At 69.0% G+C, this 26,910-nt stretch carries 27 protein-coding genes and 1 pseudogene; 10 read left to right on the forward strand and 18 right to left on the reverse strand.

Going from position 1 to position 26,910, the window contains the following annotated elements:
• Positions 1 to 18 precede the first annotated feature (18 nt).
• The 13 genes from AB0N66_RS38920 to AB0N66_RS38980 all read right to left on the reverse strand — a co-directional run bounded on the left by AB0N66_RS38920 (position 19) and on the right by AB0N66_RS38980 (position 11,857).
• The gene (locus AB0N66_RS38920) at positions 19 to 324 is read right to left on the reverse strand and encodes a hypothetical protein (RefSeq protein WP_365444435.1); all 306 of its coding nucleotides are present in this window, start codon (positions 322 to 324) and stop codon (positions 19 to 21) included.
• Between the two features lie 25 nt (positions 325 to 349).
• Complete coding sequence (locus tag AB0N66_RS38925; protein ID WP_365444438.1) at positions 350 to 1,075, reverse strand: TetR/AcrR family transcriptional regulator; 726 nt, start codon at positions 1,073 to 1,075, stop codon at positions 350 to 352.
• A gap of 61 nt (positions 1,076 to 1,136) precedes the next feature.
• On the reverse strand, positions 1,137 to 1,580 hold the full coding sequence (locus tag AB0N66_RS38930; RefSeq protein ID WP_365444441.1) for an SgcJ/EcaC family oxidoreductase: 444 nt from the start codon (positions 1,578 to 1,580) through the stop codon (positions 1,137 to 1,139).
• A 29-nt stretch (positions 1,581 to 1,609) separates the two neighbouring features.
• Entirely contained in the window at positions 1,610 to 2,605 is a 996-nt protein-coding gene (locus tag AB0N66_RS38935; RefSeq protein ID WP_365444444.1) for a helix-turn-helix domain-containing protein, read from the reverse strand.
• Positions 2,606 to 2,795: 190 nt separating this feature from the next.
• Entirely contained in the window at positions 2,796 to 3,728 is a 933-nt protein-coding gene (locus AB0N66_RS38940; protein WP_365444447.1) for a diiron oxygenase, read from the reverse strand.
• A 292-nt stretch (positions 3,729 to 4,020) separates the two neighbouring features.
• Positions 4,021 to 4,443 (reverse strand): hypothetical protein, encoded by a 423-nt coding sequence (locus AB0N66_RS38945; RefSeq protein ID WP_365444450.1) that lies wholly within the window; start codon positions 4,441 to 4,443, stop codon positions 4,021 to 4,023.
• A gap of 255 nt (positions 4,444 to 4,698) precedes the next feature.
• The gene (locus AB0N66_RS38950; protein ID WP_365444453.1) at positions 4,699 to 5,166 is read right to left on the reverse strand and encodes a DUF3291 domain-containing protein; all 468 of its coding nucleotides are present in this window, start codon (positions 5,164 to 5,166) and stop codon (positions 4,699 to 4,701) included.
• Positions 5,167 to 5,319: 153 nt separating this feature from the next.
• The gene (locus AB0N66_RS38955; protein WP_365444456.1) at positions 5,320 to 6,777 is read right to left on the reverse strand and encodes a penicillin-binding transpeptidase domain-containing protein; all 1,458 of its coding nucleotides are present in this window, start codon (positions 6,775 to 6,777) and stop codon (positions 5,320 to 5,322) included.
• Between the two features lie 34 nt (positions 6,778 to 6,811).
• Entirely contained in the window at positions 6,812 to 8,188 is a 1,377-nt protein-coding gene (locus AB0N66_RS38960; protein ID WP_365444459.1) for an FtsW/RodA/SpoVE family cell cycle protein, read from the reverse strand.
• A 107-nt stretch (positions 8,189 to 8,295) separates the two neighbouring features.
• Positions 8,296 to 8,790 (reverse strand): SH3 domain-containing protein, encoded by a 495-nt coding sequence (locus AB0N66_RS38965; RefSeq protein ID WP_365444462.1) that lies wholly within the window; start codon positions 8,788 to 8,790, stop codon positions 8,296 to 8,298.
• A gap of 217 nt (positions 8,791 to 9,007) precedes the next feature.
• The gene (locus tag AB0N66_RS38970) at positions 9,008 to 10,474 is read right to left on the reverse strand and encodes a HAMP domain-containing sensor histidine kinase (protein ID WP_365444465.1); all 1,467 of its coding nucleotides are present in this window, start codon (positions 10,472 to 10,474) and stop codon (positions 9,008 to 9,010) included.
• Complete coding sequence (locus AB0N66_RS38975; protein ID WP_365444468.1) at positions 10,471 to 11,232, reverse strand: hypothetical protein; 762 nt, start codon at positions 11,230 to 11,232, stop codon at positions 10,471 to 10,473. Before AB0N66_RS38975 ends, AB0N66_RS38970 begins: the two co-directional genes overlap by 4 nt.
• A gap of 115 nt (positions 11,233 to 11,347) precedes the next feature.
• Positions 11,348 to 11,857: a dual specificity protein phosphatase family protein gene (locus AB0N66_RS38980; protein ID WP_365444471.1), complete on the reverse strand. Its 510-nt coding sequence runs from the start codon at positions 11,855 to 11,857 to the stop codon at positions 11,348 to 11,350.
• A gap of 98 nt (positions 11,858 to 11,955) precedes the next feature.
• On the opposite strand from AB0N66_RS38980, the gene AB0N66_RS38985 reads away from it, so the two are divergent.
• Positions 11,956 to 12,759, forward strand: coding sequence for a nuclease-related domain-containing protein (locus AB0N66_RS38985; protein ID WP_365444474.1), 804 nt, complete (start codon positions 11,956 to 11,958; stop codon positions 12,757 to 12,759).
• A 131-nt stretch (positions 12,760 to 12,890) separates the two neighbouring features.
• Here the strand turns inward: AB0N66_RS38985 and ligD are convergent, their stop codons facing one another.
• Entirely contained in the window at positions 12,891 to 13,778 is an 888-nt protein-coding gene (ligD, locus tag AB0N66_RS38990; protein ID WP_365444477.1) for a non-homologous end-joining DNA ligase, read from the reverse strand.
• 61 nt (positions 13,779 to 13,839) lie between these two features.
• Here ligD and AB0N66_RS38995 point away from each other — a divergent pair, with 61 nt between their 5' ends.
• The gene (locus AB0N66_RS38995) at positions 13,840 to 14,955 is read left to right on the forward strand and encodes a Ku protein (protein ID WP_365444480.1); all 1,116 of its coding nucleotides are present in this window, start codon (positions 13,840 to 13,842) and stop codon (positions 14,953 to 14,955) included.
• A 67-nt stretch (positions 14,956 to 15,022) separates the two neighbouring features.
• On the opposite strand, the gene AB0N66_RS39000 is transcribed toward AB0N66_RS38995, so the two are convergent.
• Positions 15,023 to 16,789: a beta-ketoacyl-[acyl-carrier-protein] synthase family protein gene (locus AB0N66_RS39000; protein ID WP_365444483.1), complete on the reverse strand. Its 1,767-nt coding sequence runs from the start codon at positions 16,787 to 16,789 to the stop codon at positions 15,023 to 15,025.
• Positions 16,790 to 17,227: 438 nt separating this feature from the next.
• Between AB0N66_RS39000 and AB0N66_RS39005 the strand changes: the two genes are divergently transcribed.
• Positions 17,228 to 19,024, forward strand: a complete 1,797-nt coding sequence (locus AB0N66_RS39005; RefSeq protein ID WP_365444486.1) for an endo alpha-1,4 polygalactosaminidase — start codon at positions 17,228 to 17,230, stop codon at positions 19,022 to 19,024.
• Positions 19,025 to 19,292: 268 nt separating this feature from the next.
• Positions 19,293 to 20,492 carry a serine hydrolase domain-containing protein gene (locus AB0N66_RS39010; RefSeq protein ID WP_365444489.1) on the forward strand — a complete coding sequence of 400 codons (1,200 nt, stop codon included), beginning with the start codon at positions 19,293 to 19,295 and terminating at the stop codon, positions 20,490 to 20,492.
• A 128-nt stretch (positions 20,493 to 20,620) separates the two neighbouring features.
• Here AB0N66_RS39010 and AB0N66_RS39015 read toward each other — a convergent pair whose 3' ends face one another.
• Genes AB0N66_RS39015 through AB0N66_RS39025 form a run of 3 tightly spaced genes read right to left on the reverse strand, consistent with a single transcriptional unit; the run spans position 20,621 to position 23,021 of the window.
• The gene (locus AB0N66_RS39015; protein WP_365444492.1) at positions 20,621 to 21,286 is read right to left on the reverse strand and encodes a response regulator transcription factor; all 666 of its coding nucleotides are present in this window, start codon (positions 21,284 to 21,286) and stop codon (positions 20,621 to 20,623) included.
• Complete coding sequence (locus AB0N66_RS39020; protein ID WP_365444495.1) at positions 21,283 to 22,494, reverse strand: histidine kinase; 1,212 nt, start codon at positions 22,492 to 22,494, stop codon at positions 21,283 to 21,285. The genes AB0N66_RS39015 and AB0N66_RS39020 overlap by 4 nt, the downstream gene beginning before the upstream one ends.
• 2 nt (positions 22,495 to 22,496) lie before the next feature.
• A complete protein-coding gene (locus AB0N66_RS39025) occupies positions 22,497 to 23,021 on the reverse strand; it encodes a hypothetical protein (RefSeq protein ID WP_365444498.1) in 525 nt (174 codons plus the stop codon).
• Positions 23,022 to 23,079: 58 nt separating this feature from the next.
• On the opposite strand from AB0N66_RS39025, the gene AB0N66_RS39030 reads away from it, so the two are divergent.
• From AB0N66_RS39030 to AB0N66_RS39055, 6 genes and pseudogenes are all read left to right on the forward strand, one after another.
• On the forward strand, positions 23,080 to 23,904 hold the full coding sequence (locus AB0N66_RS39030; protein ID WP_365444501.1) for a hypothetical protein: 825 nt from the start codon (positions 23,080 to 23,082) through the stop codon (positions 23,902 to 23,904).
• Between the two features lie 163 nt (positions 23,905 to 24,067).
• Positions 24,068 to 24,694 carry a hypothetical protein gene (locus AB0N66_RS39035; protein ID WP_365444516.1) on the forward strand — a complete coding sequence of 209 codons (627 nt, stop codon included), beginning with the start codon at positions 24,068 to 24,070 and terminating at the stop codon, positions 24,692 to 24,694.
• Positions 24,691 to 25,344: a hypothetical protein gene (locus AB0N66_RS39040; RefSeq protein WP_365444504.1), complete on the forward strand. Its 654-nt coding sequence runs from the start codon at positions 24,691 to 24,693 to the stop codon at positions 25,342 to 25,344. Before AB0N66_RS39035 ends, AB0N66_RS39040 begins: the two co-directional genes overlap by 4 nt.
• A gap of 48 nt (positions 25,345 to 25,392) precedes the next feature.
• Positions 25,393 to 25,805: pseudogene (locus AB0N66_RS39045) on the forward strand (GGDEF domain-containing protein); the annotation flags it as partial.
• Between the two features lie 124 nt (positions 25,806 to 25,929).
• The gene (locus tag AB0N66_RS39050) at positions 25,930 to 26,133 is read left to right on the forward strand and encodes a hypothetical protein (RefSeq protein ID WP_365444507.1); all 204 of its coding nucleotides are present in this window, start codon (positions 25,930 to 25,932) and stop codon (positions 26,131 to 26,133) included.
• A 326-nt stretch (positions 26,134 to 26,459) separates the two neighbouring features.
• Positions 26,460 to 26,834 carry a hypothetical protein gene (locus tag AB0N66_RS39055; RefSeq protein WP_365444510.1) on the forward strand — a complete coding sequence of 125 codons (375 nt, stop codon included), beginning with the start codon at positions 26,460 to 26,462 and terminating at the stop codon, positions 26,832 to 26,834.
• The last annotated feature ends 76 nt before the right edge of the window (positions 26,835 to 26,910 follow it).

Raw genomic sequence — 26,910 nt, forward strand, 5'->3', positions numbered from 1 at the left:
CGGTTCGGCCGAAGAAGGTCACTCGTCGGCGTTGACACCCGGCGTGGCGTCCGGCGTGCCGCCGGATTTGGACCAGGGCCACCTGACCCCGCGCCCCGCCCTCCCGTCGGGGTCGTACTCGTACCGCCACCCTTGATGCAACCCGAGCCGCCTGCTCTGCCCCGCCTGCACCCTCCGATAGACGAGCACGGTGGGTGGCCCACCGCCGGCGTCCGGAACGGGAACCCGATAGACCTTGGGCGGATGTCCGGTGGCCCCGAGCAGCACAGGCAGCACTCGCCCGTCCAGCGGCCCACCGACAAAGGGAGTGTCTTCGCTCTTCACTGCACCAGTGTCACAAAAACAACTGTCACAGCAGCCGCGCGGCATCGCCGATCACGGGAAGCACCCGCCGCGCCAACGAGCCCACGACCCCGTCCCCCGTCTCGACGGCGAGCGCGGCCCTCACCACCCCCGCGGTCTGCGGATCCCGCCCGGCAGTGGCCACGACCGCCACCACGAACTGCTCGACAAGCCAGTCCCGCAACTCGTCCAGCGGCGGTTCCTTCCCCTCGTCGAGCCAGATGAGGGAGGCGGCCTCCACGGCGGTGATCCACATCCGTACGGTCATCCGCAGCTTCAGTCCCGGATCCCGCACCGCCAGATGATCAAGAATGTGCTGGGCGGCGGCCCGCCGAACCCCGTCCACGATGGCCGTGGTCCGAGACGTCTCCACGACACTCCCGCCCTGCAACAGGGCACTGAACCCGGCGTCATGCTGATCCACGAACGCGAGATACCGGTCAAGGGCCCGGGAAAGCCGCTCCGTCAGCGCCCCCTCCGGAGGCTCCGCGAAACAGTGCTCCAGCTCCTCCGCCGCAGACCTCAGCGCAGCCTCGTACAACTGCTGCTTCCCGCCCGGAAAATACCGGTACACGAGCGGTCGCGACACCCCCGCCGCCTCCGCCACATCATCGAGCGACACCTCCTCGGGCGCCCGCTGAGCAAAGAGCGACAACGCCGCCTCAAGCAGCTGACTACGCCGCTCCTCGACACCGAGCCGACGGTAAGCGGGGGTAGGAGCCGCAGAGGTCATGCCAGGCAGCCTAACCGGACCACCACACACAAGCCCCCGCGCCCGCAACGGCCGCGGTCAGCTACGCCGAACCCGATGTCGCCTGTGCGTCCAGGGACATGGCGGACTCCAGCGAGACCAGGCGTGCGTTCTGCAGCGTCGCGATCTCCCAGCGGTCGTTCTGCCAGACCGTCGCGAACAGCTGCAGGAAGTAACGGGTCGGCGGGGGTTCCTCTTCGCCGGCCATCGTCATGCCGAAGCGGTGGTGTATCACGGCGCAGCCCGGCGCGACGAGCCGGGTGAACTCCACCTCGCTCCGCACGAGCCGGGAGCCCTTCAGTACCGTGTCGAAGACCGGCTGCTGAAATGCGATCACCGTGTCACGTCCCTTGTGGACAGTGCCGTCGAAATCAATGAGTTCGGCGTCCTGCGCGAAGTCCGCGGCGAACGCGGCCGCGTCACCACGGTTCCACCCCTCGATCATTCGGGCAGGGACAGCACGCAGAGTGCCGAGCGAAGGATTCATTTTCAGGGCCCTTTCCGCTTTTCGTCTTTTCAACCACCATCCTTGCCCGGTCCGACGACGTGGTCATTGACGATCAGTGCACCGTCGTTGGACACGCGTGCCCGCGGGCTGTGTCCGTAGGTGGCCTTGAACAGACGACTGAAGTGCGCCGGGTCCGCGAAACCCCACGAGGCGGCCACCGCGGCGACCGTGGTGTTCCTCCGGACCAGATCCGCGTAGCACCGCTCCAGGCGCCGTCGGCGGATCAGGGCAGCCACGGTCAGGGGCTGGTCCTGGAAGAGCTTGTGCAGCCGGCGCACCGACACATGGTGTGCCGCGGCCACCTTGGCCGGGCTGAGATCCCGGTCGGACAGTCTCGCCTCGATGAAGCCGATGACTCTCGTGCGGAGTACGTCGTCGTCGACCGGGCGGACGTCACCCAGGCGAGACGCCAGCGTCACCGCGATCAGTTCGATCACCGCAGCCGCCGACCGGTCCGCTTCGTGGGCGCGGAACCCGTCCAGGGTCCGCATCATGTCCCGTACGAGCGAGGACACCAGAGCTCCGGGGCCCCGGTCGCCACGAATCCCCACGCCGACCAGCCGCGCCGCGTCGTCCGCGCCGAGGCGCAGCAGGTGTCGCGGCATCAGCATGGTCACGTGGGTGGTCGCGGAACTGGCGAACCGCACCGGCCGTGCCGGGTCGATGAGGACCAGGTCCATGGGTCCCAGCACGGCGGTGCTGCCGCCCTGCTCGGCGCGTACCTGTCCTCGTGTCACCACCTCGACCTGCCACAGCTCGCTGTCGCGGTCACGTGCGGAGCGGGCGTCGCGGAAGCACTCGCCCTCCGGGGTCACCAGCTCGGTCAGGCGCAAGGGGCCGAGGTCGCGGCTCACCACTTCGGCGCGGAAGTCCTCGCCCGTGTGCCGGTCGCCGCGCAGCGGCGGCAGGCCGCTGCGCTCAAGCATCTCCAGAAAGCCGTCGGCGCTCTTCATTCGAGCCTCGGCTTGCGCGACGCCGCTCAGCCGCAGCCCATCACCGTCCATCACCGCAGTGTTCCATCTTCACCGTTCCATCTTCACCGCAGCCGCGCTCCGGTCGCGGCGGCCGTGCCTGGCGCCCGGTCCGGCGCTGGACGCACGTCAGACCACTGCGGTGAAGCTTCCGGCGCGGCCCCGACCCACCCACGAGGCCCGCGAGCGACACGGGCCCGCGCCTCCGTGGCCGGGCCGCCCCTCAGGCCAGCAGCCCCGACGCCTTCCACAGCCGCCGCCCAGCCCCCCGCAGCACCCCGATGTCATCCAGGAACTCCGTCAACCGCTTGGCCCCGCCCTGCATCACATCCCGCCGATGCCCACTCGCCTTCACCTGGGCCAGAGCCTCACGCTTGTCGAGCCCGACATTCGTATAGACCGAGGGATTGACGAACGCGACGGAGAAGACGCGGGCGAACTCACCCGAGGTCACCCGGGTGAACTCCTGCGACCAGCGAGGCGCCGTCACCATCTGCCGCCGCAGCTCCTCCCGGGCGTACCGCACATGCCGCGCCTCCTCGACGACATGGATGCGAGTAACCCCTCGGACGAGCGTCTGCACCCGCTCGTCCGGAAAGGTCAACCGCTGCATCCAGTCAAGGATCTCCTCACCGAGCAGCGTCGCGGTGAAGGACCCCGGAGTAGTGGAAATGGTCTTGAACAGGCGTCCAAGATTCGAGTGCAGACGGCTCACCGGGTAGTACGGCGTCCCACCCCGAGTGATCAGCCGAGCGAACATCTTCGAGTGCCGGCACTCGTCCTCGATCTCGGTCAGCGCGTACCGCACATGCGCGCTGGTAGCCGCCTTGTCGTATATGTGCCGCACCAACAACTGCATCAGGATGATCTCGAACCAGATCCCCAGCGACGCCAGCGCCGCAGCCTCATGCCGGGACAGGGCGATCCGCTGCTCCTCGCTCATCCGCCGCCACAGCGGGGTGTCGTACAACGAAACCAGCTCCGGCGGCCAGAACCACTTGCCGTCCTCGAACGGCGCGTCCCAGTCCAGCTCCTTGTCCGGGTCGAAGGAGTGCTTGGCGGAGGAGTCGAGCAGCCGCTCGGCCACCTGCTCCCGGTCCTTGAGCAGACCGAGCGCGTCGCGCAGACCATCGATTCCGCCTTCGGTCACGGTCATCGCTGTCCCCATCCACATCCAAGTCGTACCGGAGCTCCATGAGTTACCGGCGGTCGCATCTTATGAGACTGCGTGTCAGCAAGCCCGTCAATACCTCTCACTCGACTTGTTGACGACACGTCTACCGCGGATGACCCAGTGCTCCCGGAGTGCGGGGCGGAGGCAGCCCGGAGGTCTGTACCGAGACAGGACAAGGCCGACCCGTGGCAGGGACCTTCACCATGAGCCGGCCTGGGTACGTCATCGCGCGCGGAGTGGACCGAGGCTCACCCGGCGCGCGAGGAATTCAGCTCTATCCGCGACGAATGCTGTCGGTGACCTGCTGGGTGCTGCTGGCGCTCTGGTCGTCGCCGGAGCGGGACTGGTCGATGTCCACGCTCTTGCCGCACCGGTTGTTGTTCGCCTCCTGGTCGCTGGACGTGGTGGCCGTACCGCCCTCGCCACCCGTAGCGGTGCCGTCCTCAGAAGGAGTGCTGGTTCCCGAGCCGCCGGCTCCGGACTCTCCGCCCGCGCCACCGAGCCCCAGGCTCCCGAGGACCTCCCCGAGGAGCCCACTGCCGCCGGGCGAGGCGACGAGACTCAGGTTGACGGGATTGTTGCAGAAGGTGGACACGGGGCCGCCCGCGTCGTGCGGGGCGGCCACCGCCTGCCCGCCGAGTCCGAAGGGTCCGAGCGTGAGAACACACACGGCTGCGAAACGGTAGGTCAACTTCATCGGGCCTGCCTTGCGTTGAGCGGTCGTCTGGCCTGCCGCCCCGATGGGCGGTCACCGCATTCTTGGCGGCCCGTCGGGCGCCCAGACCTGGCCGCATCGCACACGCGGTACCGATTCACCCCTATGCCACCGAGAAATCGGCAATACAGCCCTGTATGTAGTGACAGGACACCAAGCCTGTCGAAGCAAGCCGGCCGACGCCCCCGTCGCCTTCGCAGCCTGGCCGCAACGCCAGGAGGCCGTACCCGGAGGTGCCTAGACAGGCCCGGCAGGCCCGGCAGGGAACGACGTCCGCAAGCTGAACGCGTACGACGTAGGTCCCTGCTCGCGCAGGTGAAGGATCCGTTCCTCGGCCTCCGCCACTGTGGGCCGGTGACCGGCCGGAACCCACCACAGAGCCACCATGGCCTCCTCCAGCCGCTCGAACCAGTCACGGCGCCGAGCGAGCAGCTCACGATGCTGTCCCTGATACATGAACGCGGTCAGGGCGTTCGCGTCCCGCCAGGTCGACATGTTGAGGATCAGCCACTCGTCGCCGAAGACGGCCACGTCTGTCGCGTTACCGGAGTCGCTCTGCAACCGCCAGACGAACCCGTCCGCCGCGTCGGCGGCGGCGTTCACGGGATCGAGGCCCTCGACGAAGTCTTTCAACTGAGGTGAATCCAAAGGGGCTTTGAGGCGTGCGATGTTGACCTGGGCGAGTTCGTACGCGACATCAGTCATGAACCGAACGATAGGTCGGCCCGCAAGCGCACCACACCCCCCTTCTCACGATCTGAACACACCACCGACCGCTCACAAGCCGACCACCCCACCGGCCGTTCACGATCTGAGCAACCCACCGGCCGCTCACAGGCCAAGCACACCACCGGCCGTTCACAACCCAAGCGCCGCCTCCATCACCGCCTTGGCGATCGGCGCCGCATCCCCACCCCCACTGATCTCTCCCCGCTCCGCCGCCGCGTCCTCGACGACGACCGCGACGGCCACCGAGGCCCCCATGGAGTCGTCGGCCTCGGCCCAGGAGATGAACCAGGCATACGGCGTACCGGCGTTGCCGATGCCGTGCTGGGCGGTGCCGGTCTTGCCGCCGACGGTGGCACCGGGGATGGCGGCGTTCGTGCCGGTGCCCTCTGTCACCACATCGGTCATCAGCTCACGCATCCGCAGCGCGGTGGAGGGATTCATCGCCTGATGCAGTGTCCTGGGCCCGGTGGTGGACACCGTGGCCCCGCTCCGAGTCGTCGTCTTCTCCACGAGATAGGGCGACTTGACGGACCCACCCCCCGCCACGGCCGCCGAGATCATCGCCATCTGAAGGGGCGTCGCCCGGGTGTCGAACTGCCCGATCGAGGACAACGCCAGTTGAGCGCTGTCCAACCGCGTATCGAAGTTGCTCGGCGCGACGGCGAACGGAATCCTCAACTTCCGGTCGTTGAAGCCGAAGTTCGCCGCGGTGTGCGTCATGTTCTCCAGTCCCACATCCACGCCCAGTTTCGCGAAGACGGTGTTGCAGGACCACTCGAAGGCATACCGCAGCGAAGCGTTCTCGCAGCCCTCGATCTCGTTCGTGAGCGTGGTCGTCGTACCGGGCAGCGTGTACGGGTTCGGTGAGTCGGTCGGCATGTCGACATCCCTCACGACACCCGCGTCGAGCGCCGCCGCGGCCGTCACCACCTTGAACGTCGACCCCGGCGGATACGTCTGCCGGATCGCCCGGTTGAGCATCGGCTTGCTCGCGTCCCCGTTGAGCCGCGCCCAGGCCTCCGCCACCGCCGGGCCCGTCCCGGACAGCACCTCGGGGTCGTACGACGGTGTCGAGACCAGCGCGAGGATCTTCCCGGTGGACGGCTCGATCGCGGCCACCGCGCCCCGCCGCGAGCCGAGACCCTCGTACGCCGCCAGCTGCGCGGCCGGGTCGAGGGTGGTGACGACCTTGCCGCCGGGGTTCTGGGAGCGCGTGAAGTCGTTCCAGAGGGGGAACGGGGCGAGCAGCGGGTCGCTGCCGGAGAGGATGCCGTCCTCGGCACCCTCCAGGAGCGCGGTCCCGTACACCTGCGAGGCGAAGCCGGTGACGGGCGCGTACAACGGCCCGTTCTTGTACGTCCGCTCATAGCGGAGCTGCTCGCCGCTGTCCTTGGAGCCGGTGACGGCCCTGCCGCCGACCAGCACGTCGCCGCGCGGCTGACCGTAACGGGCGATCGGCTGACGGCGGTTGGCGGGATTGTCGTCGTAGGACCGGGCCTGGAAGACCTGGACCCGGGTGGCGTTGACAAGGAGAGCCACCAGCAGCACCGCACACAGGGCGGCGGCTCTACGGATGTAGCGCGTCACAACGCAACGACCTCCACAAGACGCACCCGACGATTCACGGCGCCCCCGTCCCGTCGTACTGGCCCCGTGCCGAATCACTGATCCGGATCAGCAGCGCCACGATGATCCAGTTGGTGACGACCGAGGAGCCGCCCTGCGCGAGGAAGGGCATCGCCATGCCGGTGAGCGGGATGAGCCCGGTCACCCCGCCCGCGATGACGAAGACCTGGAGGGCCACGATCGACGCGAGCCCGATGGCGAGGAGCCGTCCGAAGGGGTCGCGCAGGGAGAGGCCGGCCCGGTAGCCGCGCTCTACGAGAAGGGCGTACAGCAAGAAGATCGCGGAAAGGCCGATCAGGCCCAGTTCCTCGCCCGCCGTCGCGAGGATGAAGTCGGACTTGGCGGCGAAGCCGATGAGGATGGAGTGGCCGAGCCCGAGCCCTGTGCCGAGCATCCCGCCGGCGGCGAACGCGAAGAGGGACTGGGCGAGCTGGTTGGGGCCTTCGCCCGCCTCGATCGAGGCGAAGGGGTGCAGCCAGTCCTGCACCCGGCTGTGGACGTGCGGTTCGAGCCAGCCGACGGCCACCGCGCCCACGCAGGCGAGCAGCAGGCCCACCGCGATCCACCCGGTACGGCCGGTGGCGACGTACAGCAGGATCACGAACAGGCCGAAGAAGAGGAGTGACGTCCCCAGGTCCCGTTCAAGGACCAGCACGCCGACACTCAGCAGCCAGATCGCGACGATCGGGCCGAGGACGCGGCCGGTGGGGAGCTGGAGCCGCTTGAACCGCCAGATCTGGCGGCCGGTGTACGCGAGCGCGTTGCGGTTGGCGGCGAGATAGCCGGCGAAGAAGAGCGCGAGCAGCACCTTCGCGAACTCGCCCGGCTGGATGGAGAATCCGGCGATCCGGATCCAGATACGGGCGCCGTTCACGGCCGGGAAGAAGACCGGCAGGATCAGCAGGACGAGTGCGGCGACGACGGAGACGTACGTGTAGCGCTGCAGGACGCGGTGGTCGCGCAGGAAGAGCACGACCGCGGTGAAGAGCGCGACACCGAGCGTCGACCAGATGAGCTGGGTGGGGGCCGCCTGGTCGCGCGGGCTCTCCAGGTCGAGGCGGTAGATCAGCACCAGGCCGAGGCCGTTGAGGAGTACGGCGATGGGCAGCAGCAGCGGATCGGCGTACGGCGCCCGGAAGCGCACCGCGAAGTGTGCGAGGAGTGCGAGCACGCCGAGCCCGGCGCCGTAACCGGCGGCGCCGGGCGGGACGGTGCCGGTCTTCGCGAGACCGACAGCGCAGTAGCCGTACACGCAGAGCAGGACGGCGACGACGATGAGGGTGAACTCGATGCCACGGCGCCGGGGCAGGCGTACAGCGGGGGCGGGCAGGTCCGCTGCCACGGTCGTTCCGGACATTCCGGGCTGGATCATGTCCGGAACGTAGCAAGCGGCGATCCTGATGTCCCGTTATGTAGTGATAAACGGGCTGTTTCGGTGTTCCTTACGCGCCTTGCGTTCCCGGTGTGCTTGGTGCCGGCTCAGCACCAGCGCGGAGCCGGGCCGATGTTGTCGATGTAGCGCGCGGCGCCCCACGCCCAGGTGCCGTCGGTGAGTTGGTACCAGAGGCGGTTGCCGTCGACGGACTGGCCCGAGGTCTTGCAGAAGATGTGCACGACCTCGCCGTACCGCGCGACACGCAGCACCCGGGCGCCACGGTTCGGGGCGGTGCGCAGGGCCAGCCCGCCGCGGGCGCTGATGCGGCCCTTGTAGCGGCGGGGGTTGTTGTCGCGGCCGTCGTCCCGGCCGTTCTCCCAGTCGCGGCCGTCGTCGTCCCTGCCGCCGTCCTCCCAGTCCTGGCCGTCGCCGTCACCCCTTCCGGAGTCCCCGTTGTCCCACTCGCGGCTGTCGCCGCTCCCGGGGTCCCACTCGTCGTCGGCGAGGGCGGGGGTGGCGCCGGCGAGCGTGATGAGGCTGCCGGCGGCGAGAGTTATGGCGAGACGGGTGTACGTCGACCGCAGAGGCTTGGGGGACATGGGGACTCCTCCGTGAATGGTGCGAACCTGACTAATCGCCACATTAGGAGCGAGTCGGGGTGCGCGCAGGTCACACTGCGCCATCGGAGCTTCGGGGAGAGCAGAGCCCTCACAGCTTTCGGGGCGCCTCTTCGGGGCCATCGGAGTGAGGGGACCGCAGGGGCCGAGGAGACGGAGAGGCCTGAGAGGCCTATGGGATCTGAGAGTCCTGGGGAGCCTACGGGGCCCGAGGGGCCTGAAAGTCCTGAGGGAGCGTCAGGGTTGCCACCGCCCCGCCGTCGGAAACGTTGGCGAACGCCAGCCGCGCGCCCAGCACCTCCGCCTGGCCGAGCGCGATCGTCAGCCCGAGCCCATGCCCCTTCGAGCCGCCCTCCGTACGGAACCGCTGTGGCCCGTGCTCCACGAGGTAGTCCGGGTAGCCGTCGCCGTGGTCGCGCACGGTGACGACCGGGCCGTCGACCGTCAGCACCACGGGCCCCCGCCCGTGCTTGTGCGCGTTGGCCACCAGGTTCCCGAGCACCCGCTCCAGCCGGCGCCGGTCGGTCTCCACGCGTGTGTCCCGTACGACCCGTACCTCGGTCACGGCCCCCGACGCCCGCACCACCCGCTCGGCCAGCGGAACCAGCGGCTCCCAGGCCAGGTCGAGACGCTCGCTCCGCGCGTCGAGGCGGGAGATCTCCAGCAGGTCCTCGGTGAGCGTGCGCAACGCGGCGACCCGGTCGCGGACCAGCTCGGTGGGGCGCCCCGGCGGCAGCAGTTCGGCCGCCGCGTGCAGCCCGGTCAACGGGGTGCGCAGCTCGTGCGCCACATCCGCCGTGAACCGCTGCTCGCTCAGCAGCTTGCCCTGCAACGACGACGCCATGGAGTCCAGGGCCGCGGCGACGGCGGCCACCTCGTCCTGACGCCGGGCGGGGGCCCGCGTATGCGGGGCTGTGCCCGTACGGCGGCCGGTGGCGGCGGTGCGGGGGAGGGGGCGGGGGCGGCCGGTCGTGTCCCGAGGGCCGTTGACGGTAGGAAGGTCTGAGGCGGCGTGAGGGTCCACGACGTCACGAGGGTCTGAGGCGGCGTGAGGGTCGACGACGGTACGAGGGTCTACGACGGTACGGGGATCGTTGACGCGCGCGTCCAGGTCGCCCGCGCTGATCCGCCGCGCGACCCGCGCCGTCGCGTGCAGCCGCCGGGTCACCCGGGTCACCGCGAACGCTCCCACCAGCAGCGTCGCCCCGATCGCCAGCGCCGAAGACCAGATGATCGCGCGGTCGAGCGCCTCGATGGCGTGGGCGCCCTGCGAGTAGTCGAACTTGACGGCGAGCGCCCGCCCTCCGTCGGCCGGCCCGGCCGCCCACATCGTGGGGCGCCGGTTCTGGTCGTCGCTGACCATCGTGCCGCGCCGTCCGTCCGCCGCCAGCTCGCGCAACTGCTCCGGCAGCCCCGGGAGACCGACTCCCGCACCAGGCGGAAGCCGGTCTCCCGCCTCGTACGCCGTCGTCACCTCGGTGAGCCGGTCGAGCGCACGGCCGCGTGCCTCGCCGACGGTCTGGTCGGTCACCGAGACGTGCACGAGGATGCCGAGGAGGGCGGCGAGTCCGCAGCACATCACCGTGATGAAGGCGGCGGCCTTCCAGGTGAGGGTGGCCGTCCACTGGGGGAGGCGCTGGAGGGGGTGTGGGAAGGGGCGTTTCATGAGGCACTCGGGGAGGCGCTCGGCGAGGTGCTCGGACGGGCACTGGGCGTGAGGGCCGGGGTGGAGGCGCCGACCCGCAGGATCTCGTCGCGCGTCGCCAGCATCGCATGCTGGTGCGTGTCCCAGGACCAGACCGTGCGGTACTCGTAACCGGGCAGGGTGGACGCGGCCCGGACGATCAGCTCGCGGCCCGCGAACTCGACGCCGATCACGGAGTCCGTGGTGTTCATGACCTGGACCAGCCGGTGCTTCTCGAAGGTGTAGACCCGCACGGTCAACTGGTCCTCGGGCAGCGTGAAGCCAAGGACCAGGTCGTCCTTCCCGTCGCCGGTGAGGTCACGGTAGTACGCCTGGAGGACCGGGCAGTCCCTGTTCCGCGCGCTTGATGAGCTGCCGCAGTCGCCGAGCCGCTCGGCGGTCTCCGCGTACATCGCCGTCCGGCCGGTGTACTCGTCCGGGTGGGCGGCGACCTGCGCCTTGAGCACCGCGACCGGGTTCACCTCGTGGATGTCGTCGTGCACGGCCTCGATGCCCTTGACGACCTCGGTGTCCGCCTCGCCGTAGTCGAGCGCGGGCGTCGTGGCGGGCGCCAGCGTGGGCCACAGCCGGGAAGGGCCCACGGCGGTGGGTGTCCTGCCCGCCCCGCGCAGATCGCCCGTGTCACCGCAGCCCGTCAGTGCGAGCAGCGGTACTGCGGCGAGCAGGGCGAAAGCCCTGGGTACGCGGCGGACCGCGGCTGCGCGGCGGTTGTGGGTCACTGCGCTCCTGCGAGGGGGGTGGGAGGCGAGAGGCTCGCCCCGCACACCTTATTCGTAGGGAAGTCCTTTTATCCGCAGGGAAGTCCTTTTTGTTCAGCCCTTTTGCTCAGCCTTTTCAGGGCTCCGCCAGCTCCTCAAGGAGCCTGGCCGTGGGGAGCCCGGCCCGGAGGTACTCCACGAACAGCTCGTTGTGCAGCGCCCACGGCGAGCGCCGGCTCCGTATCAGCCGTATCGCCTCGTCCGCGGTGTGTCCCGCGCGCATCAGCGCGTGCCCGACCACGAGCCCGGAGCGGTTGTAGCCGTGAAAACAGCGGACCAGGACCCGGCGCCCGTCCTCCAGCGCGTCGTCGGCGGCCTGCGCGAGACGTATGACGCCCGCCAGCTGCGTACCGTCGAGTGGCCCGTCCGGGACGGGCCACACATGATGCTCGACGCCGGGGTCCGGCCCGTGCCCCGGCAGTCGCAACAGGGTCAGCACCAGGTCGAACTCATCGTGTACGACGGCGAACTCCGGATCTCCGGACCGCCCCGCGAACGCGTGCCCGCCCATCCACAGGCCGGGCACGATCTCGTTCCACGGGCTGTCCGGGGCCGGCACATCCGATGGTCTTCTGCGGGTCCGCAACGGCGCCTCCCACCGACTCCCCCAACTGCTCACAAAGGTAACCGGCTTCTTGCCCCTGGAGCACCCCGCCTGTTCCCATGGTCATGGGGTGATGGTGCATGAACGGACTGCGCGTCATACCGACCTGGCGGCACGGCCGGCAGCGGTTGTACGTCTGCCTGACGGACGGGAGGAACGTCGCCTGGTACGACCGTGAGTCGGCCAGGGTCAATCTGCTCAGCGAGGACCGCAGGGAGGACGTGCTCGACGCGCTCGGCCCGTTCCTCACCGGCCCGGTGACGGTGGGGCCGCCGCCGGTCCCCACCCCCGCGGAGCTGGCCCGCCTCACCCTCCACCCGGACGACGACCTGGCGCCGAACCGCCCCGGCGAGGCCCTGGTGATCGCCCTCGACCGCGACCCGGGCCCTGCCCACCGCCTCCGCCCCGACCCGCGCCGCCGCGCGCTCGCCGCAGAGCAGGCGGTCGGGGATGCCCTCGACCACCTGGAGGGCGCGGGCTGGCACACCCTGCACTCACTCCCGCTCCCGGGCGGCGACCGACTCCACCACCTGGTCATCGGCCCCGGCGGCCTCTTCTCCGTACGCGCCCTGTACGCCCGGAAGCAACGCGTCCTGGTGGCCGACCCGATGGTCACCGTCGGCCGCCGAGAGCCGCACCCCCTGCTCCGCAGCGTCCGCGCGGACGCCGACCGTGCCTCGTACGCCCTGACGGCCGAGGTCCACCCCGTGCTCGCCGTCGCAGGCCCGGCCGACCTGGACATCACGGTCCCGCTCCGCGAGATCCGCATCCTCCAGGACACGGATCTCGCGACCTTGGCCCGCCTCGGCGGCGTACTGAAACCGGCAGACGTGGAGGCGCTGCACGCGATGGCACGGGACCGGCACACATGGACGCGGGTGTGAACACCGGGAGCCTCTTTCAGCCCGTCCGGCGTTTGAGGACGAGGCCGTTCAGGCCGACAGCGGGGGTCTGGGGGCGCAGCCCCCAGGTATGGGACGGGTAGGGGCGGAGGGGGCGAAAAAACGCACCCCACTCACGCAGGCGGCAGAGCCCGCGCACGGTCGACATCGAGCAGGGAGCCCAACAGATCCCCGTACTCCTCCACCCGAGGAGCGATGTCCGGAGCCTGAAACACCAGTTGGGAAACGGAACGGCACGAGGAGACCTCCCCCCACGTAACCGGCGCCGACACCGTCGGCTCCGCCCGCGCCCGCAGCGTGTACGGAACCGCCGTGGTCTTCCGCGCAGCGTTCTGACTCCAGTCCACAAACACCTTCCCCACCCGCAGATTCCGCGTCATCCGGTGCACAACGAGCCGCGGCATCACCTTCTCCGCCTCCACGGCCAACCCCTTGGCGTACTCCGTCACCCGCCCGGAGGGCGTCGGCTCGAGCCCCGCCAACAGGTGCAACCCCTTCGACCCGGACGTCTTCGCATACGCCTCGATCCCGTCGGCGGCCAACCGCTCCCGCAGCCAAAGCGCGACCTCGCAGCACTCGACGACGGTCGCAGGCGCCCCGGGGTCGAGATCGAAGACCAGCCGGTCCGCATCACCCGGCGCCCCGATGAACCATTGGGGTGTGTGGAACTCGGTGACGAGGTTCGCCGCCCACATCAGACTCGCCAGGTCCTGGACCAGCACCATCCGCGCCGGCCCCTCCGACCGCGGCACCTCGGCGGTGGTGACCCACTCGGGCGTACCCGGCGGCACGTTCTTGGCGAAGAACACCTGGCCGTCGGGCCCGTCCGGATAGCGCAGGAAGGACACCGGCCGGTCCCGGAGGTGAGGCAGCAGGACGTCGGCGGCCGTCGCGTAGTAGTGCAGCACCTCGCCTTTGGTGAAGCCGGTCGCCGGATAGAGGACCTTCTCCAGATTGCTCAGCGCGAGCCTTCGCCCCTCCACCTCAGTGATCGGCGTCATACGATGACAATCTCACCAAAAGACAAGAATTTGTCTTAAAACGGCTGCAACCGAGTGGAAGGTGCTGCACGTGCGATCCATATGGAACGGCGCCATCTCCTTCGGCCTGGTCAGCATCCCGATCAAGCTCGTGAACGCCACGGAGAGCCACTCGATCTCCTTCCGCCAGATCCACCTCGACGACGGTGGCCGCATCCGCTACCGCAAGTTCTGCGAGGCGGAGGACCGCGAGGTCACGGCAGGGGAGATCGGCAAGGCGTACGAGGACGCGGACGGCACGATGATCCCGATCACGGACGAGGATCTCGCCCAGCTGCCCATTCCGACCGCCAAGACGATCGAGATCGTGGCCTTCGTACCGGCCGACCGGATCGACCCGCTCCAGATGGACACGGCGTACTACCTGTCCGCGAACGGAGTCCCCGCCGCCAAGCCGTACACCCTCCTGCGCGAGGCCCTGAAGCGCAGCCAGAAGGTCGCCATCGCGAAGTTCGCCCTGCGTGGCCGGGAACGCCTGGGCATGCTCCGCGTCGTCGACGACGTCATCGCCATGCACGGCCTGCTCTGGCCGGACGAGATCCGCGCCCCCCAGGACGTGGCCCCGGACGCCGCGGTCACCGTCCGGGACAAGGAACTGGATCTGGCGGACGCCCTGATGGACACCCTCGGCGAGGTCGACCTCGCCGACCTGCACGACGACTACCGCGAGGCCGTGGAGGAACTCATCGCGGCCAAGGCCTCCGGCGTGGAGGGCCCCACGGTCTCCACCGGCGAGAAGACCGGCGGCAAGGTTCTCGACCTGATGGCCGCCCTGGAGAAGAGCGTGCGCGCGGCCAAGGAATCGCGGGGCGAGGGCGAGAGCGAGGAAACCACCGAGACCGGCGAAGCCGCCGAGGTCACCCGGCTCCAGGCCCGTACGACACCGAAGGAAGTCGGCGGAAAGAAGTCGACGGCGAAAAAGACGGCAGCAAAGAAGACAGCGGCAAAGAAGACAGCGACGAAAAAGTCGACAACGAAGGCAACGTCGAAGACACCAACGAAGACACCGACGACGAAGCAGCCGGCCACCAAATCAACTGCCCAGGCTGCCGATAAGAAGACGGCGGCGAAGAAGACCACGGCGAAAAAGCCCGCCGCAGCCAAGAAGGCGGCCCCTCGAAAGCGCGCGTCCGCCTGAATGAGCGCACCCCCCCCGAAAGCACGCGCCCGCTGTCTGCGACCGCTCCCCGCGCCCGCTGCCTGAATCACCCGAGGCGCCGTAGCGCCAACACCGCGTTGTGGCCGCCGAATCCGAACGAGTTGCTGAGGGCGAGGTCGCCGAGGGCGGGCAGCGGCCGCGGACTTTTGGTCACCACGTCCAGTTCGATGGCGTCGTCCTGTTCCTCACAGCCGATGGTGGGCGGAATGAGACCGTGGTGGAGCGTGAGCACGGCGGCGACGGCCTCCACCCCGCCCGCGGCGCCCTGCAGATGACCGAGGTGACCCTTGAGCGCGGTCACCGGAACGCTCCCGCCGAGCACGGCCCGCAGCGCACCCGCCTCGGCGAGGTCACCGTCGGAGGTGGCGGTGGCATGGGCGTTGACGTGTACGACGTCCACGACATGCGCGCCGGCGTCGCGTACGGCCCGGCGCATCGCGAGAGCGACACCTTTGCCGGACGGATCGGGGGCGGCCATGTGGTGAGCGTCGGCGGACAGCCCCCAGCCGGCGGCCTCGCAGTAGATCCGGGCGCCACGGGCCCGTGCGTGTTCCTCGGCCTCCAGCAGCAGGAAGCCGGCCCCCTCGCCGTTGACGAAGCCGTCGCGGTCCTTGGCGAACGGCCGGGAGGGGCTGGTGGATCCGAGGGCGTGGGTGGACAGTGCGCGCATCGCGGCGAACGAGGCCATGATCGCCGGGGTGACCACGGCCTCCGCGCCACCGGCCAGGGCGACGTCGACATGCCCGTACCGGATGCGGTCGATGGCCTGCCCGATGGCCTCGGTGCCGGAGGCGCAGGCGCTGCTCACGGTGCGGGCCTCGCCGGTGATCCGCAGCGCGAGCGACACCTGGGACGCGGCCTGCGAGGGCACGGTCATCGGTGTGGTGAGGGGTGACACGGCACGCGGGCCCTTGTTCCGCAGCTGCCGATCACCGCCGACGAGCACGGAGGCATCCCCGAGGATGGCGCCGACGCTGACCCCGACCCGCTCGGGCTCAAGCCCGCTCTCGACCGTCCCGGCCACGTTCAACCCCGCGTCCTGCCAGGCCTCCCTTGCCGCGATCACCGCGAACTGCGCAGCCCGGTTCATCCGCCGAGCCTGCGGACGGGGCAACAGCCCCACAGGATCGACGGGAACACTCCCCGCGATCCGCACAGGCAGCCCGTCGAACTCCGCACCCTCCAACTCCCGTATCCCGCAACGCCCTTCGACCAGCCCCTGCCAGAGCTCGGCCACGCCCACCCCGAGCGGTGTCACGGCCCCGAGCCCGGTCACGACGACCCGCCGAGGCCGCGCGGAACCGCTCCCCGCACTCGCACGCGGCCGCGGGAGATGCCGTACGACATGCCCCTCGGCGACTTCCCGCGCGACCCGTTCCCGCAGTCCCGAGTCCGACACGGGCTCCTCGACCCGGCTCTCCAGGTGCCGGTACCACTGCCCCCACCTGCGGCTGTACGACTCCTCGACGGCTCCGGGGTCGACGGCGCGCAGCGAGGTGACCTGATCCCCGTCCCTGAATTCCACCGTTTCCAGATCGGCCGAATCGATCTCGGGAATCCCGGCGACATCCATCCGCCGACACCCCACCGTCACTTGGTGATCCCGCTGGAATACCCGCTCGTGATCACTTCCCCCGAGAGGCGGCCGCAGGGCCAGCCGAATGGTCCGCGGATTCTCGGGCAACGTGTGCATCACCACGTACCACTTGTCCGCCGCCACATCCTCTTCCGTCAGGGCAAGAAGATCACCGGGTATCACTTCGGCGAGCGTGACGAGGTGGGGCTGCACGGGGACGTCGGAAGAATTGCGCATACGAGCGGGAACTTTCTGTGCCGGTTGGATGGGAAATATCCAGCCCAACTGTCGACGACAAATAACCGCTTGCCTAGATGCATCCACCACTATTGTGCGCAATGTCACCCAAAATAGGATCATGCCCTTCTGGGGGAAATGCGGTGGAGAGATCAGATGAAAGGGGAGGGGAGAGCGTCGCTGCTCCCGACGTGCCGTCAGGGGAGGTCGGCCTCGCGGCTGTTCGGCGTGGTCCGGGCGCGGTCTGGCCGCAGTCCGGTGGAAATGCCGGCCTGTCCGCGCCGACAGTCTGATCGAAATGACCGATTTGTTCAGTATGTACGAGATCGCATCCACTTCATTCCGAGGTGGATTCCCGTCGGCGCTGAGGGATCGCGGTACTAGTCTGATCCCCTGAACAGCTTTTCGAGGCACGGCACATGGGAAAGGTGACCGGCGATGTCCCGGAGCCCCGGCGATCTGGAGTCCATAGGCGGCTATGCGCTGGTCGAACGGCTCGGCAGCGGCGGTATGGGCGTCGTCTATCTGGGCCGCTCGGAGTCGGGGCGGCGGGTCGCGGTCAAGGTCGTGCACGCGCAGTACGCGCAGAACGAGGAGTTCCGGACCCGCTTCAGACAGGAAGTCGCGGCGGTCCGTCGGGTGAGCGGGGCGTTCACGGCCCCTGTGGTGGACGCCGATCCGGACGCCGAACAGCCGTGGATGGCGACGCTGTATGTGCCGGGCCGCACGCTGGCGGACACCGTGACCGAGGACGGACCGCTGCGCGAAGGCCAGTTGCGCGTGCTGGCGCTTGGCCTCGTCGAGGCGCTGCGGGACATCCACCGGGTGGGTGTGGTGCACCGCGACCTGAAACCGAGCAACGTCCTGATGGCCGAGGACGGACCCCGCGTCATCGACTTCGGCATCTCGCACGCCATCGACAACCAAGCGCTCACCGTGACCGGGCGGTTGATCGGTACGCCGCCGTTCATGTCGCCGGAGCAGTTCACGTCGCCCCGGGACGTCACGGCCGCCTCGGACGTGTTCTCGCTGGGGTCGCTGCTGGTCTACGCGGCCACGGGCAACCGTCCCTTCGACGGAAGCAGTCCGTACCTGACGGGCTATCAAGTGATGTACGAGGCACCGGCCCTGGACGCGGTCGCCGAACCCCTCCGGAGCATCGCCGAACGCTGCCTGGACAAGGACCCGGCGGCCCGCCCCGAACTCGCGGAACTGCACCGTCTGCTCCGGACGCTGCCGGGGACCGCCGAACCGGACGCGCCGGGAGCCGCAGACTCGGCGGAAACCAGCCGCCGGCTCTCCCGTCCGCACCCCGTTCCACGTGGCCTGCTCACCGCCGGAGGCGCGGGGGATACGGACAGCACCCACCCCGGTCACAGACGTCGAGGGCGGCGCGTCACCGTCAGCCTCGCCGCGGCCGTGGTCGTCGCCGGGCTGACCGTGGCGATAGTGCGATCAGGGTCGGAGCAGAACAACGACTCCCCGTCGCCCACCGCGCCCGCGCCCGCGGCCGCGTCCGGCAGCACGGTGACGCCACCGCCGAAGCACGTGCGGTGGGACTACCAGGTCGGCGGCGCGTACACCCCGCCGACCGGGGTGCAGGTGGTCAGCCGCAGCTACGAGGACGCGCCGGCGCCGGGTGTCTACAACATCTGCAATTTCAACGCCTTCCAGGCGCAGGAGGACGCGGAGGGCGACTGGGACCCCGACCTGCTGCTGCGCGACGCCAACGGGAAAGTCGTCTACGACAAGGACTGGGGCGAGGCGGTCCTGGACGTCCGCACCGACGCCAAGCGGAAGCGCATCGCTGCCAAGGCGAACACCTGGATCGACCAGTGCGCGGCCAAGGGCTACAAGGCCGTCGAGCCCGACAACTACGACACCTTCACCCGCTTCCCGAACTACCTCACGGCCGGCCAGGCCAAGGCGTTCATGAAACTCCTGTCGGTCCACGCCCACGAGAAGGGCCTGGCCATCGCCCAGAAGAACACCCTGGAACTCGTGCCCGACCGCGCGTCCGTAGGCCTGGACTTCGCCGTCGTGGAGGAGTGCGGCGAGTGGAACGAGTGCGGCGAGTTCGCCGCGGCCTTCGACAACAACGTGCTCGTGGTCGAGTACACGGCGAAGGCCCTGTCGACAGTGTGCGCCGACTGGAGCACCACACTGAGCATCGTCCGCCGCGACCAACTGGTCCTGCCCAAGGGCACGAACGGCTACGTCCGCGAGACCTGCTGACGCCGAGGCCCCATCAGGGCGTGCGCGCGAAGCCGCCTCTTCTTTACGCCGGAGGGCTTGCGTTTGGGACGGGCCGGCACGCCTGACGGTCCTCTGGATGGAAACCCGTATGTCCGGGGGCGCCCGGTCCGGGCCAGGGACGCCGCGGAAATCTCTGTGGCTCCGAACGAGTGGACTTCGCCGGAACGTATGCCCGACGGAGCTCCCACCCGGGGGCTGGATGGTGACGTTGCCACCTCAGCCCCTGACCTGGAAGAGGCGCTCCCGTATGCGACGTACCCCCTCCCGCCGTGCCCTCGCCGCCGCCCTGCTCGTGGCGTCCGCACTGGCACCGATGACAGCGATTCCCGCTACGGCCGTCAACGTGGCGGTGGCCGACCGGCACGACAGGGACGACGAGCACCAGCCGGGGTTCGATCACAAACTGACCGCCAGACTGGACGCCGCCATCGAGAAGGTCCGCCGGCAGGCCGACATCCCCGGCGTCGCCGTCGGACTGTGGATGCCCGGCAAGGGAAGCTACGTCCGTGCGACCGGGGTCGCCGACACCGCCACCGGCGAGCCGATGACCACCGACAAGTTCATCCGGATCGGCAGCGAGACCAAGACCTTCACGGTCACCGCGCTGCTCAAGCTCGTCGACGATGGTCGCATCGGGCTGGACGACCCGATCTCGGCCTACGTCCACGGCGTGCCCAACGGCCACCGGATCACCCTCAGGCATCTGGCCGAGATGCGCAGCGGTCTGTTCCCCTACAGCTCCGACGCCGACTTCGTGCACGACCTGCTGAGCGACCCGAGCCGCTCGTTCACGCCGGACGAGCTGCTCGCGTACGGCTTCAAGCACAAGAACACCGCCGCGCCGGGGAAGGTGTTCGAGTACAACAACAGCAACTTCGTACTCCTCGGCCTGGTGATCGAGAAGGTCACCGGTCACCGCCTCGAGGACGTCATCGAGCGGCGGGTGCTGCGCCCGGCGCACCTGCACCGCACGCTGTTCCCGGAGGGTGCCGAGTTCCCCGACCCGCACCCGCGCGGGTACACGAACCAGACGCTGAGCGGCGAGGTCGCCGACGCCACTGACTGGAACCCCAGTTGGGCCTGGGCGGCCGGGGCGATGATCTCGGACATGCACGACCTGCGTCGCTGGGCGAAGATCGTCGCCACCGGCGAGCTGCTCAGCCCGGAGACCCAGGCGGAGCGCCTCAAGACCCTGCCGACCGGCTATCCCGGTACGAGCTACGGCCTCGGCATCTTCGAGTCCAGCGGCTGGATCGGCCACAACGGCTCCATCCCCGGCTACGAGAACGTGACCGTCCACCTCCCTTCGCAGCAGGCCACCCTGGTCGTCATGCTCAACACCGACATCACCTACGAGGGCAAGGAGCCGTCCTCACTCTTCGCCCGGGCGATCACCGAAATCGTGACCCCGAACAACGTCTACGACCGCCCGGTCCCCACACGCTGAGCGGATGGGAAGGGGGGCATCGCCGACGCCGTACCGAGGTGCGCGCGGGCCTGGCCCAGGGGAACAGCGGTGACTGGCTCTACTGACGAACCGGCCCGGTGCACGTCGGCTGTGGTGTCTCAGGCAGGTCAGGCCAGGCCTGCCTCGATGGCGCGCCGGACGGCGTCGGCTCGGTCGCGAATCCCCGCTTTGGCGAACAGGTTGTTGATGTGGGTCTTGACCGTGGCCTCGCTGATGAAGAGTTTCTCGGCGATGCCCCGGTTGGGCAGGCCCTGGCCGATCAGTGTGAGTACCTCGCGTTCGCGGGGTGTGAGGTCCTCGGGCAGGGTCTGTTCCAGCACCGGCGTCCTGGTCCTGACGGTGGCGAGCAGTCGGTCCTGGACCTCGCGGTCGAGCACGGACTGACCGGCGGCAGCGGCCCGGATCGCCCGGGTGATGTCCTGGCGTCCCGCGTTCTTGGTCAGGTAACCGCGGGCCCCTGCGCTCAGCGCACCCAGGATCGAGTCGTCGTCGGCAAAGGTGGTCAGCACGACCACCGCCACCTCCGGGTACTCCTCGCCCAGCCGACGGGTTGCCTCGGTCCCGTCCATCACGGGCATTCGCAGATCCATCAGCACGACGTCCACCGGCCCGGCGGCAACAGCCGTCAGCACCTCGCTACCGTCCGCGGCGGCCGCGACGACCTCGATGTCCTCGGACAGCCCGAGCACCGCGGCGAGCGGCTCCCGGACGGCGGCCTGATCGTCGGCGACGACCACCCTCAACCGCTGCGGCTTCTCGGTCGGTCCACTCATCCCGGGATCACTGCCTTCACTTGCCAGCCGCCCTGATCCGGTCCCTCGGTGACCGGGCCCGCGGTAACGGTTCCGCCCAGCAGAGCGACGCGCTCGCGCATTCCGATCAACCCCATCCCGCTGCCTACACCCGCGTTCACCTTACGGGTGGCGGGGCGGTTGCCGATTCTCAGTGTGGTCGATGAGGCGGCGAACGTCAGCTCCACGCCGACATCTCCCCCGGGAGCGTGTCGAGCGGCGTTGGTCAGCGCCTCCTGGGCGATCCGCAGCAGATTCTGGGTCACTCGGGCCGGCACCTCACGGACGGTCCCGGTGACGGTGAGAACGTCACGGTGACCCGACGATTCGAGCATCGCGGTCAGGCTCCCCAGCAGCGGCAGCGAGTCCTCGCGCAGTGCGTGCACGGTCCACTGCGCCTGTTTCAGGCTCTCTTTGACCAGTCCGTGGGCCTTGTTGTTCGCCTCCCGGACCTTCTCCAGGTCACCGGTGTCGATCAGTGCATCGGCCAGTTCCAACTGCATGTTGATCCCGGCCAGCGAGTGCGCCAGAACGTCGTGCACGTCCCGGGCGATCCGGCTGCGCTCGGTCAGTACGGCGGTCTGGGCCTCGGCCCGGGCGGCGCGTTCGGCGGACTCGGCCGCCGCGATCGCCGCCAGTACGGCCCGGCGCTGACTGCGGTTGACGATGCCGACCAGGACCGGGGTGCCGGTGGCGAGACCGAGTGCCCAGGGCAGCAGGTGGTGCCCCGGCCCGAGGTGGAAGTACAGGACACCGCCGCAGAGCAGACTGCAGATCCCTGCGAGAACGAGGGCCGGCTTGGTCTCGAGCCGGTATCCGATGTGACCGGCGAAGAAGAAGGCGAAAAGGTAACTCGTTCCGCTGCGGCTGACGCCGATCAGGGCGGCCGCCGCGACGACGCCGAGGGTCAGCCAGACGAGAGCGAGGTGCTTGGGAACCTTGCTCTCGGGCAGGCGCCGCGCCAGCAGCGCCGCAGAGTTGATCACGAAGAGGACGGCGACGGCCAGACCCCGGCCGCTGAAGCCCATGGGCCGGATCGTCAGGATTCCGGCGGCGATGACTGCAAGGGTCAGCACCCACTGCACGCGCCGGTCCTGTCCGGGAACCGGCCGCGGGGCCGCCCCCTGGGCCACGGTCTTCCCAGGGGGCGGGGCGCTCTCGGTTGCGGACACGGGCAGAAGATAACGCACGGTCAGGCCGTACGGTCGAAGACGGGCACGGGGTGGGTCACCGTCCGGGTCCGGCTTCGTATGAAGATCGTGGCCAGCCGCGTGACCACTTCGGTGAGTGCCATCAGCACGAACGCCGCTACCCAGGCCTGGTCGCTGGTGATGTGGTGAGTGATGCTGAACCGGGCGACGTCGTCGGCGCCACCGCCGTACTCGGTCCACAGCTGGAAACCCATCCGCGCCCCCATGCCCACTACCCACAGGATCGCCGACACCGCACCGGCCTTGATCAGGACGTGCTCGCCGACAGTCCGGAGCCGGGTGTAGACGCCGCCGGCGACGCCGAGCGCGGCACCCACGCTCATCAGGACCCCGATCAGCATCAGGTCGTTGCCCGCGGTAGGAATGCCGTCCAGGTACGAGTAGGCCACAAAGGCCACGATCCCCAGCGGGATCAGGAAGGACTTGAGGTCGAGTCGGCCTTCCCGCAGCTGCCGGAAGACGACGAGAAGAAGGGCGATGTCGGTGATCCACTCGGTCGTTGTCATGCCCGCAAGACTGCTGCGATCAGGCTCACAGCACCTGGACCCATGGGTGGAATCGAGGGTGGAGTTCAACCGCTCTCCCGATGTCCACCCCACCCGCCCGCGCACGATCAGGCGCAGTCCGTTGTGGAAGCGGGCGGCGTATCCGGCGACGAAGTTCGGCGAAACTCGCGCCGGCGACGATGCCGGTGGTCTCTCCGTGCCGGCGGACGCTGCGCAGGTCGAGCTGGACCTGGCGCGAGAGCTGGTGGAGCTCACGTTGGGCGGCGGCGAGTCGCTTCCCGGCGGCGGTGCGGGCCTGACGGTGCTCCGGTCGGCTGCGGGGGCTGCCGGTGCTGTCGGAGGTGGCCGGTGCGGACATGCGGGGTGCTCGATTTTCTCTGTAGCTGACGCAGCCAACTTGATCAGTTCCTCGGCTCCATCGGGTTACTCCGAGCCAGCCACCAAGGCACCTCGCCTCGCACCGCGTGTCACGATCAACCTGCCCGATGGCGTGGGCGGGTCAGTGACAATCACGCGAATGCCCATCGCCTTGGTGGCTGTTCCCGCTCTGCCTGGTGAAGAACTTCGCACGGTTCGGACATCCGATCTCGACCTTGCCCGCAGCACCCTCGAAGTCCGCCGCGGCTTGCTGCGGCACACCCTCTACCTGGAGGAATTCAGCCACCGACTCGCCAGCGAGTGGCTCGCCTACCGCTACCACCGCTGGCCAGCATCGACGAACCCCTACCTTCTCGTCAGTCAGAAGACGGCCCTCGACCCGGAACATCCGGTGGTCAGCAGAACATTGCTTCGCAGGACCCTCCCCAAGAACGTCACGCTCGTCGGCCTGCGGCAGACTGCATGCTCAACGAGGCGTTTGCCACCGGTGATCCCCTCAAGCTGATGCGGCTTTTCGGGATCACCGCGCAGACCGCCATGCACTATGTCGGCGCCGCCTGCCCGGAGCGCACCGCGAAACTGCCCAGGTAGCAGGCCCGCTCCGAGCCCGATGCCGCAGTTGAAAGCCCGTGGCGGTGTAGCAGTGGGTCCGGCATCATCCCCATGTGATGGTGATGCAACCCGTTCTGGAGATCTTCGCTGCCGACGACTTCGCGCTCTGGCCTGTTGGCGAGCACGAGTCATATGGCTACCTCGTGCTGAACGGGCAGCTCACTTCCGCGGAGGTCGGCACGGCGGTTATGCGGATCGCCGACTGCAACGACTTCGAGCCGGAGGAGGAACACGGGCCGTGCCCGACCGACCCGCTCGGCACATTCCTGCACGGGTTGCTCACTATGCCTGATCTGTTCGCCGCCGGAGGGTTCCGGGTAAGCGACAATGCGACCGACACCGTCTTCGTCGAGCCGGGCTGCTGCAACGGGCTGGAGACCTGGCGGGACTGGCTGGAGGTGCTCGACGGCACCGGCTGCTCCTTCTTCGGCCACGATCCGTCCTCGGTGGCCGAACGTCTTGGCGACATCGTCCGGCTGACGCTCGACGCTCACGGGACGGACGGCAGTCCGGTGATTGAGCTGTCCGTGGACCAGATACGCGTGCTCGTCGCCGACGCCCAGCAGGATTTGCAGGACTTCCTCAGCCTTGCCGGAACCTGGGCTGAACAGCATTTGCCGGCCCACGCTGCCGCCGTCACGGCCGCCCTGGCACGGGCACTGGACCTGGCGCCCACACCGTGACCAGCTTCCTGACCCACCGAGCGCACGTGCACGACGCCCGCCTCCCTCTCCGCCGCCGGCACAGCGCGCTGAGAACCTGCATCACCCTCTTTGCGCCGTACGGCTTCCGGGCGACGTACCACCACCTCACGCTCAGCGCCGCGATTCCCCGGCGGCTGGAGGGGGACCCGGACGCGCTGGTGCGGGCGGTGGAGGAACTGCATGAGGCGCGGGTGCTGTGGCTCGCGCGAGCGGAGGAGTATGCCGCGCAACGCCGGGCGGAGAAGCGGGCTGGGCGGCGGGCTGCAGCGGACCCGCGACCGTGGTGGCTGCGGAGCAGGTGGGACGGCCCGGACCGCGTCTGGCACCAAGACCCGTTTCGCCACCCGTCGCTGCGACTGTCCGAGTACGTCCGGCGACAGAACGCGATTCTGGACGGTGCCGAGCTGACCGGCTGCCCGGCTTGCGCGGATGAAGGACCGCGGGTGCTGAGCTCGGCCGGGCACGGCTGGGTCGAGCTGTGCCGTGGGTGCGCGTGGGTGCTGACGCCATGTCCGTGCGGGAAGTGGCACCGTTTCGTGCCGGAGATCCCGTTCAGCTGGAACGGGATCTGGCAGCGGGCGCACATGAGCGATGACGGCACGCCGAACCCACATTTGCCTGCGGGCTAGCCAGTTGGATGCGGCACGGCGAACGCTCGGAAAATCAGATACCGCCAGCTTCGCCGGAACCCGCGCGCTTCCGACGCCGACCCTTCAAGGACATCAGCGATGAGTTCTAGCATGCCGCCGGGGACGCGCTGTTGAAGGCGACCGCCGACCGTCTCGCCCGCCACGTCGGGAGCTCCGGCGTGGCCAGGCGGCTCGGAGGCGATGAGTTCGCCGCCGTCCTGCTTGATGACCGAGGCACCGCGGGCGACCTGCTCGCCGTCCTGCTCGGCGTGCTCGCCCGCCCGGTCAACGGCCAAGACCCGGCCGTACGCACCACCGTCTCGCTCGGCTGGGCACGCGCCGAGGACTTCCCCGACGACCTGTCCGGACTGCTGCGGTGGGCGGATGAGGCGATGTACGTGGCCAAGCAGGGCCGTGCCGGACTGCGCCGGGCAGGCCTGGGCCGGCTGTTCGCCACCGTCGCTTGCCACGGACGGGCGGCTCTTCCCGAACGAGAGAGGGGCCTTGTTCGGCACGTTCAGCTACTGGCGGGTGTGGCAGGAGGCTCGACCACTGGAGCTCCCGCCGGACAAGGTGGACTCGCCCTTGGCTCGCACGCCTTACCACCTGAGGGCGACGTGCATCACGAACGGGCTCCGTGCCGGCCTCCCGGTGGCCGAGGTGGCCCGGCGCGCGGGCAACTCCCCGGAGGTCATCCACCGCCGCTACGCCGGCGTCATCGACGACAGCGAGGAGGAGAACAACAAGGAGGTCGAAAAGACCATTGAGTGGGGGGCCGACGTTCAGTGATCGTTCGTGCGCCATGGGCGCTACAGTCACCGGTCATGCGAAGAGCCGGAAGACGGGTAGCGCCCTTCATTCTCCTAGCGATGGTGGCCGGTTGTGGCACGAAGAGCACGACGACAAAGGCCGGCGGCGTCACAACCACCGTGGTCCAGGACAGCCAGTGGCTCACAGCGCTCATATCCGCCGGAGCTGTCCTGATCAGTTCTGCTTTGGCCGCATGGACGACTCACTACTTCACGAGTCGCTCGGAAAGGGTGAGGCAAGACCACGCTGACAAGCAGGAAGATTCGAGACGGCGCCATGAATCTCAACTCGCTGAGGAGCAGCGGGTGAGAGAGCAGGTGGTCGACACGGCCACGGCCATCTCGAAAATGCTCCGCGACTTCCGCGAGAAGGCGGTGGAAGCGGCGGAGGCCCCTGACGTCCAAGCCGCCGAGTTGTATGACGCTTGCGCGATCCTCGTACGCAAATACCACGATGAGGCGCTGCCCGTCATCGAGGTCATGCCGGACTTTGACCTCCGAGAGCGGGCCAACAAGGTCTTCGACGTCCATGGGCGCTGGGCGGTCCGGACGGCAGAGGCCATTTTGAATAGCACCTCGCGACCCGACCGTGCCGGGGTGGACGACAGCCGGGAGCGGTTCTACCGGCACGCCCGGACAGTCATCAAGAACGCTGCGGTCTTACAACGGCTAACACAATGAGCCGAGTTGTCGGTGGGTGATGAGGCAGCAGGCGAGTTTGAGGAATGCTTCGTGCATGTCGGCTCGCCGTTCCCAC

The sequence above is a fragment of the Streptomyces sp. NPDC093544 genome (genome assembly GCF_040683495.1).
Lineage (GTDB): Bacteria > Actinomycetota > Actinomycetes > Streptomycetales > Streptomycetaceae > Streptomyces.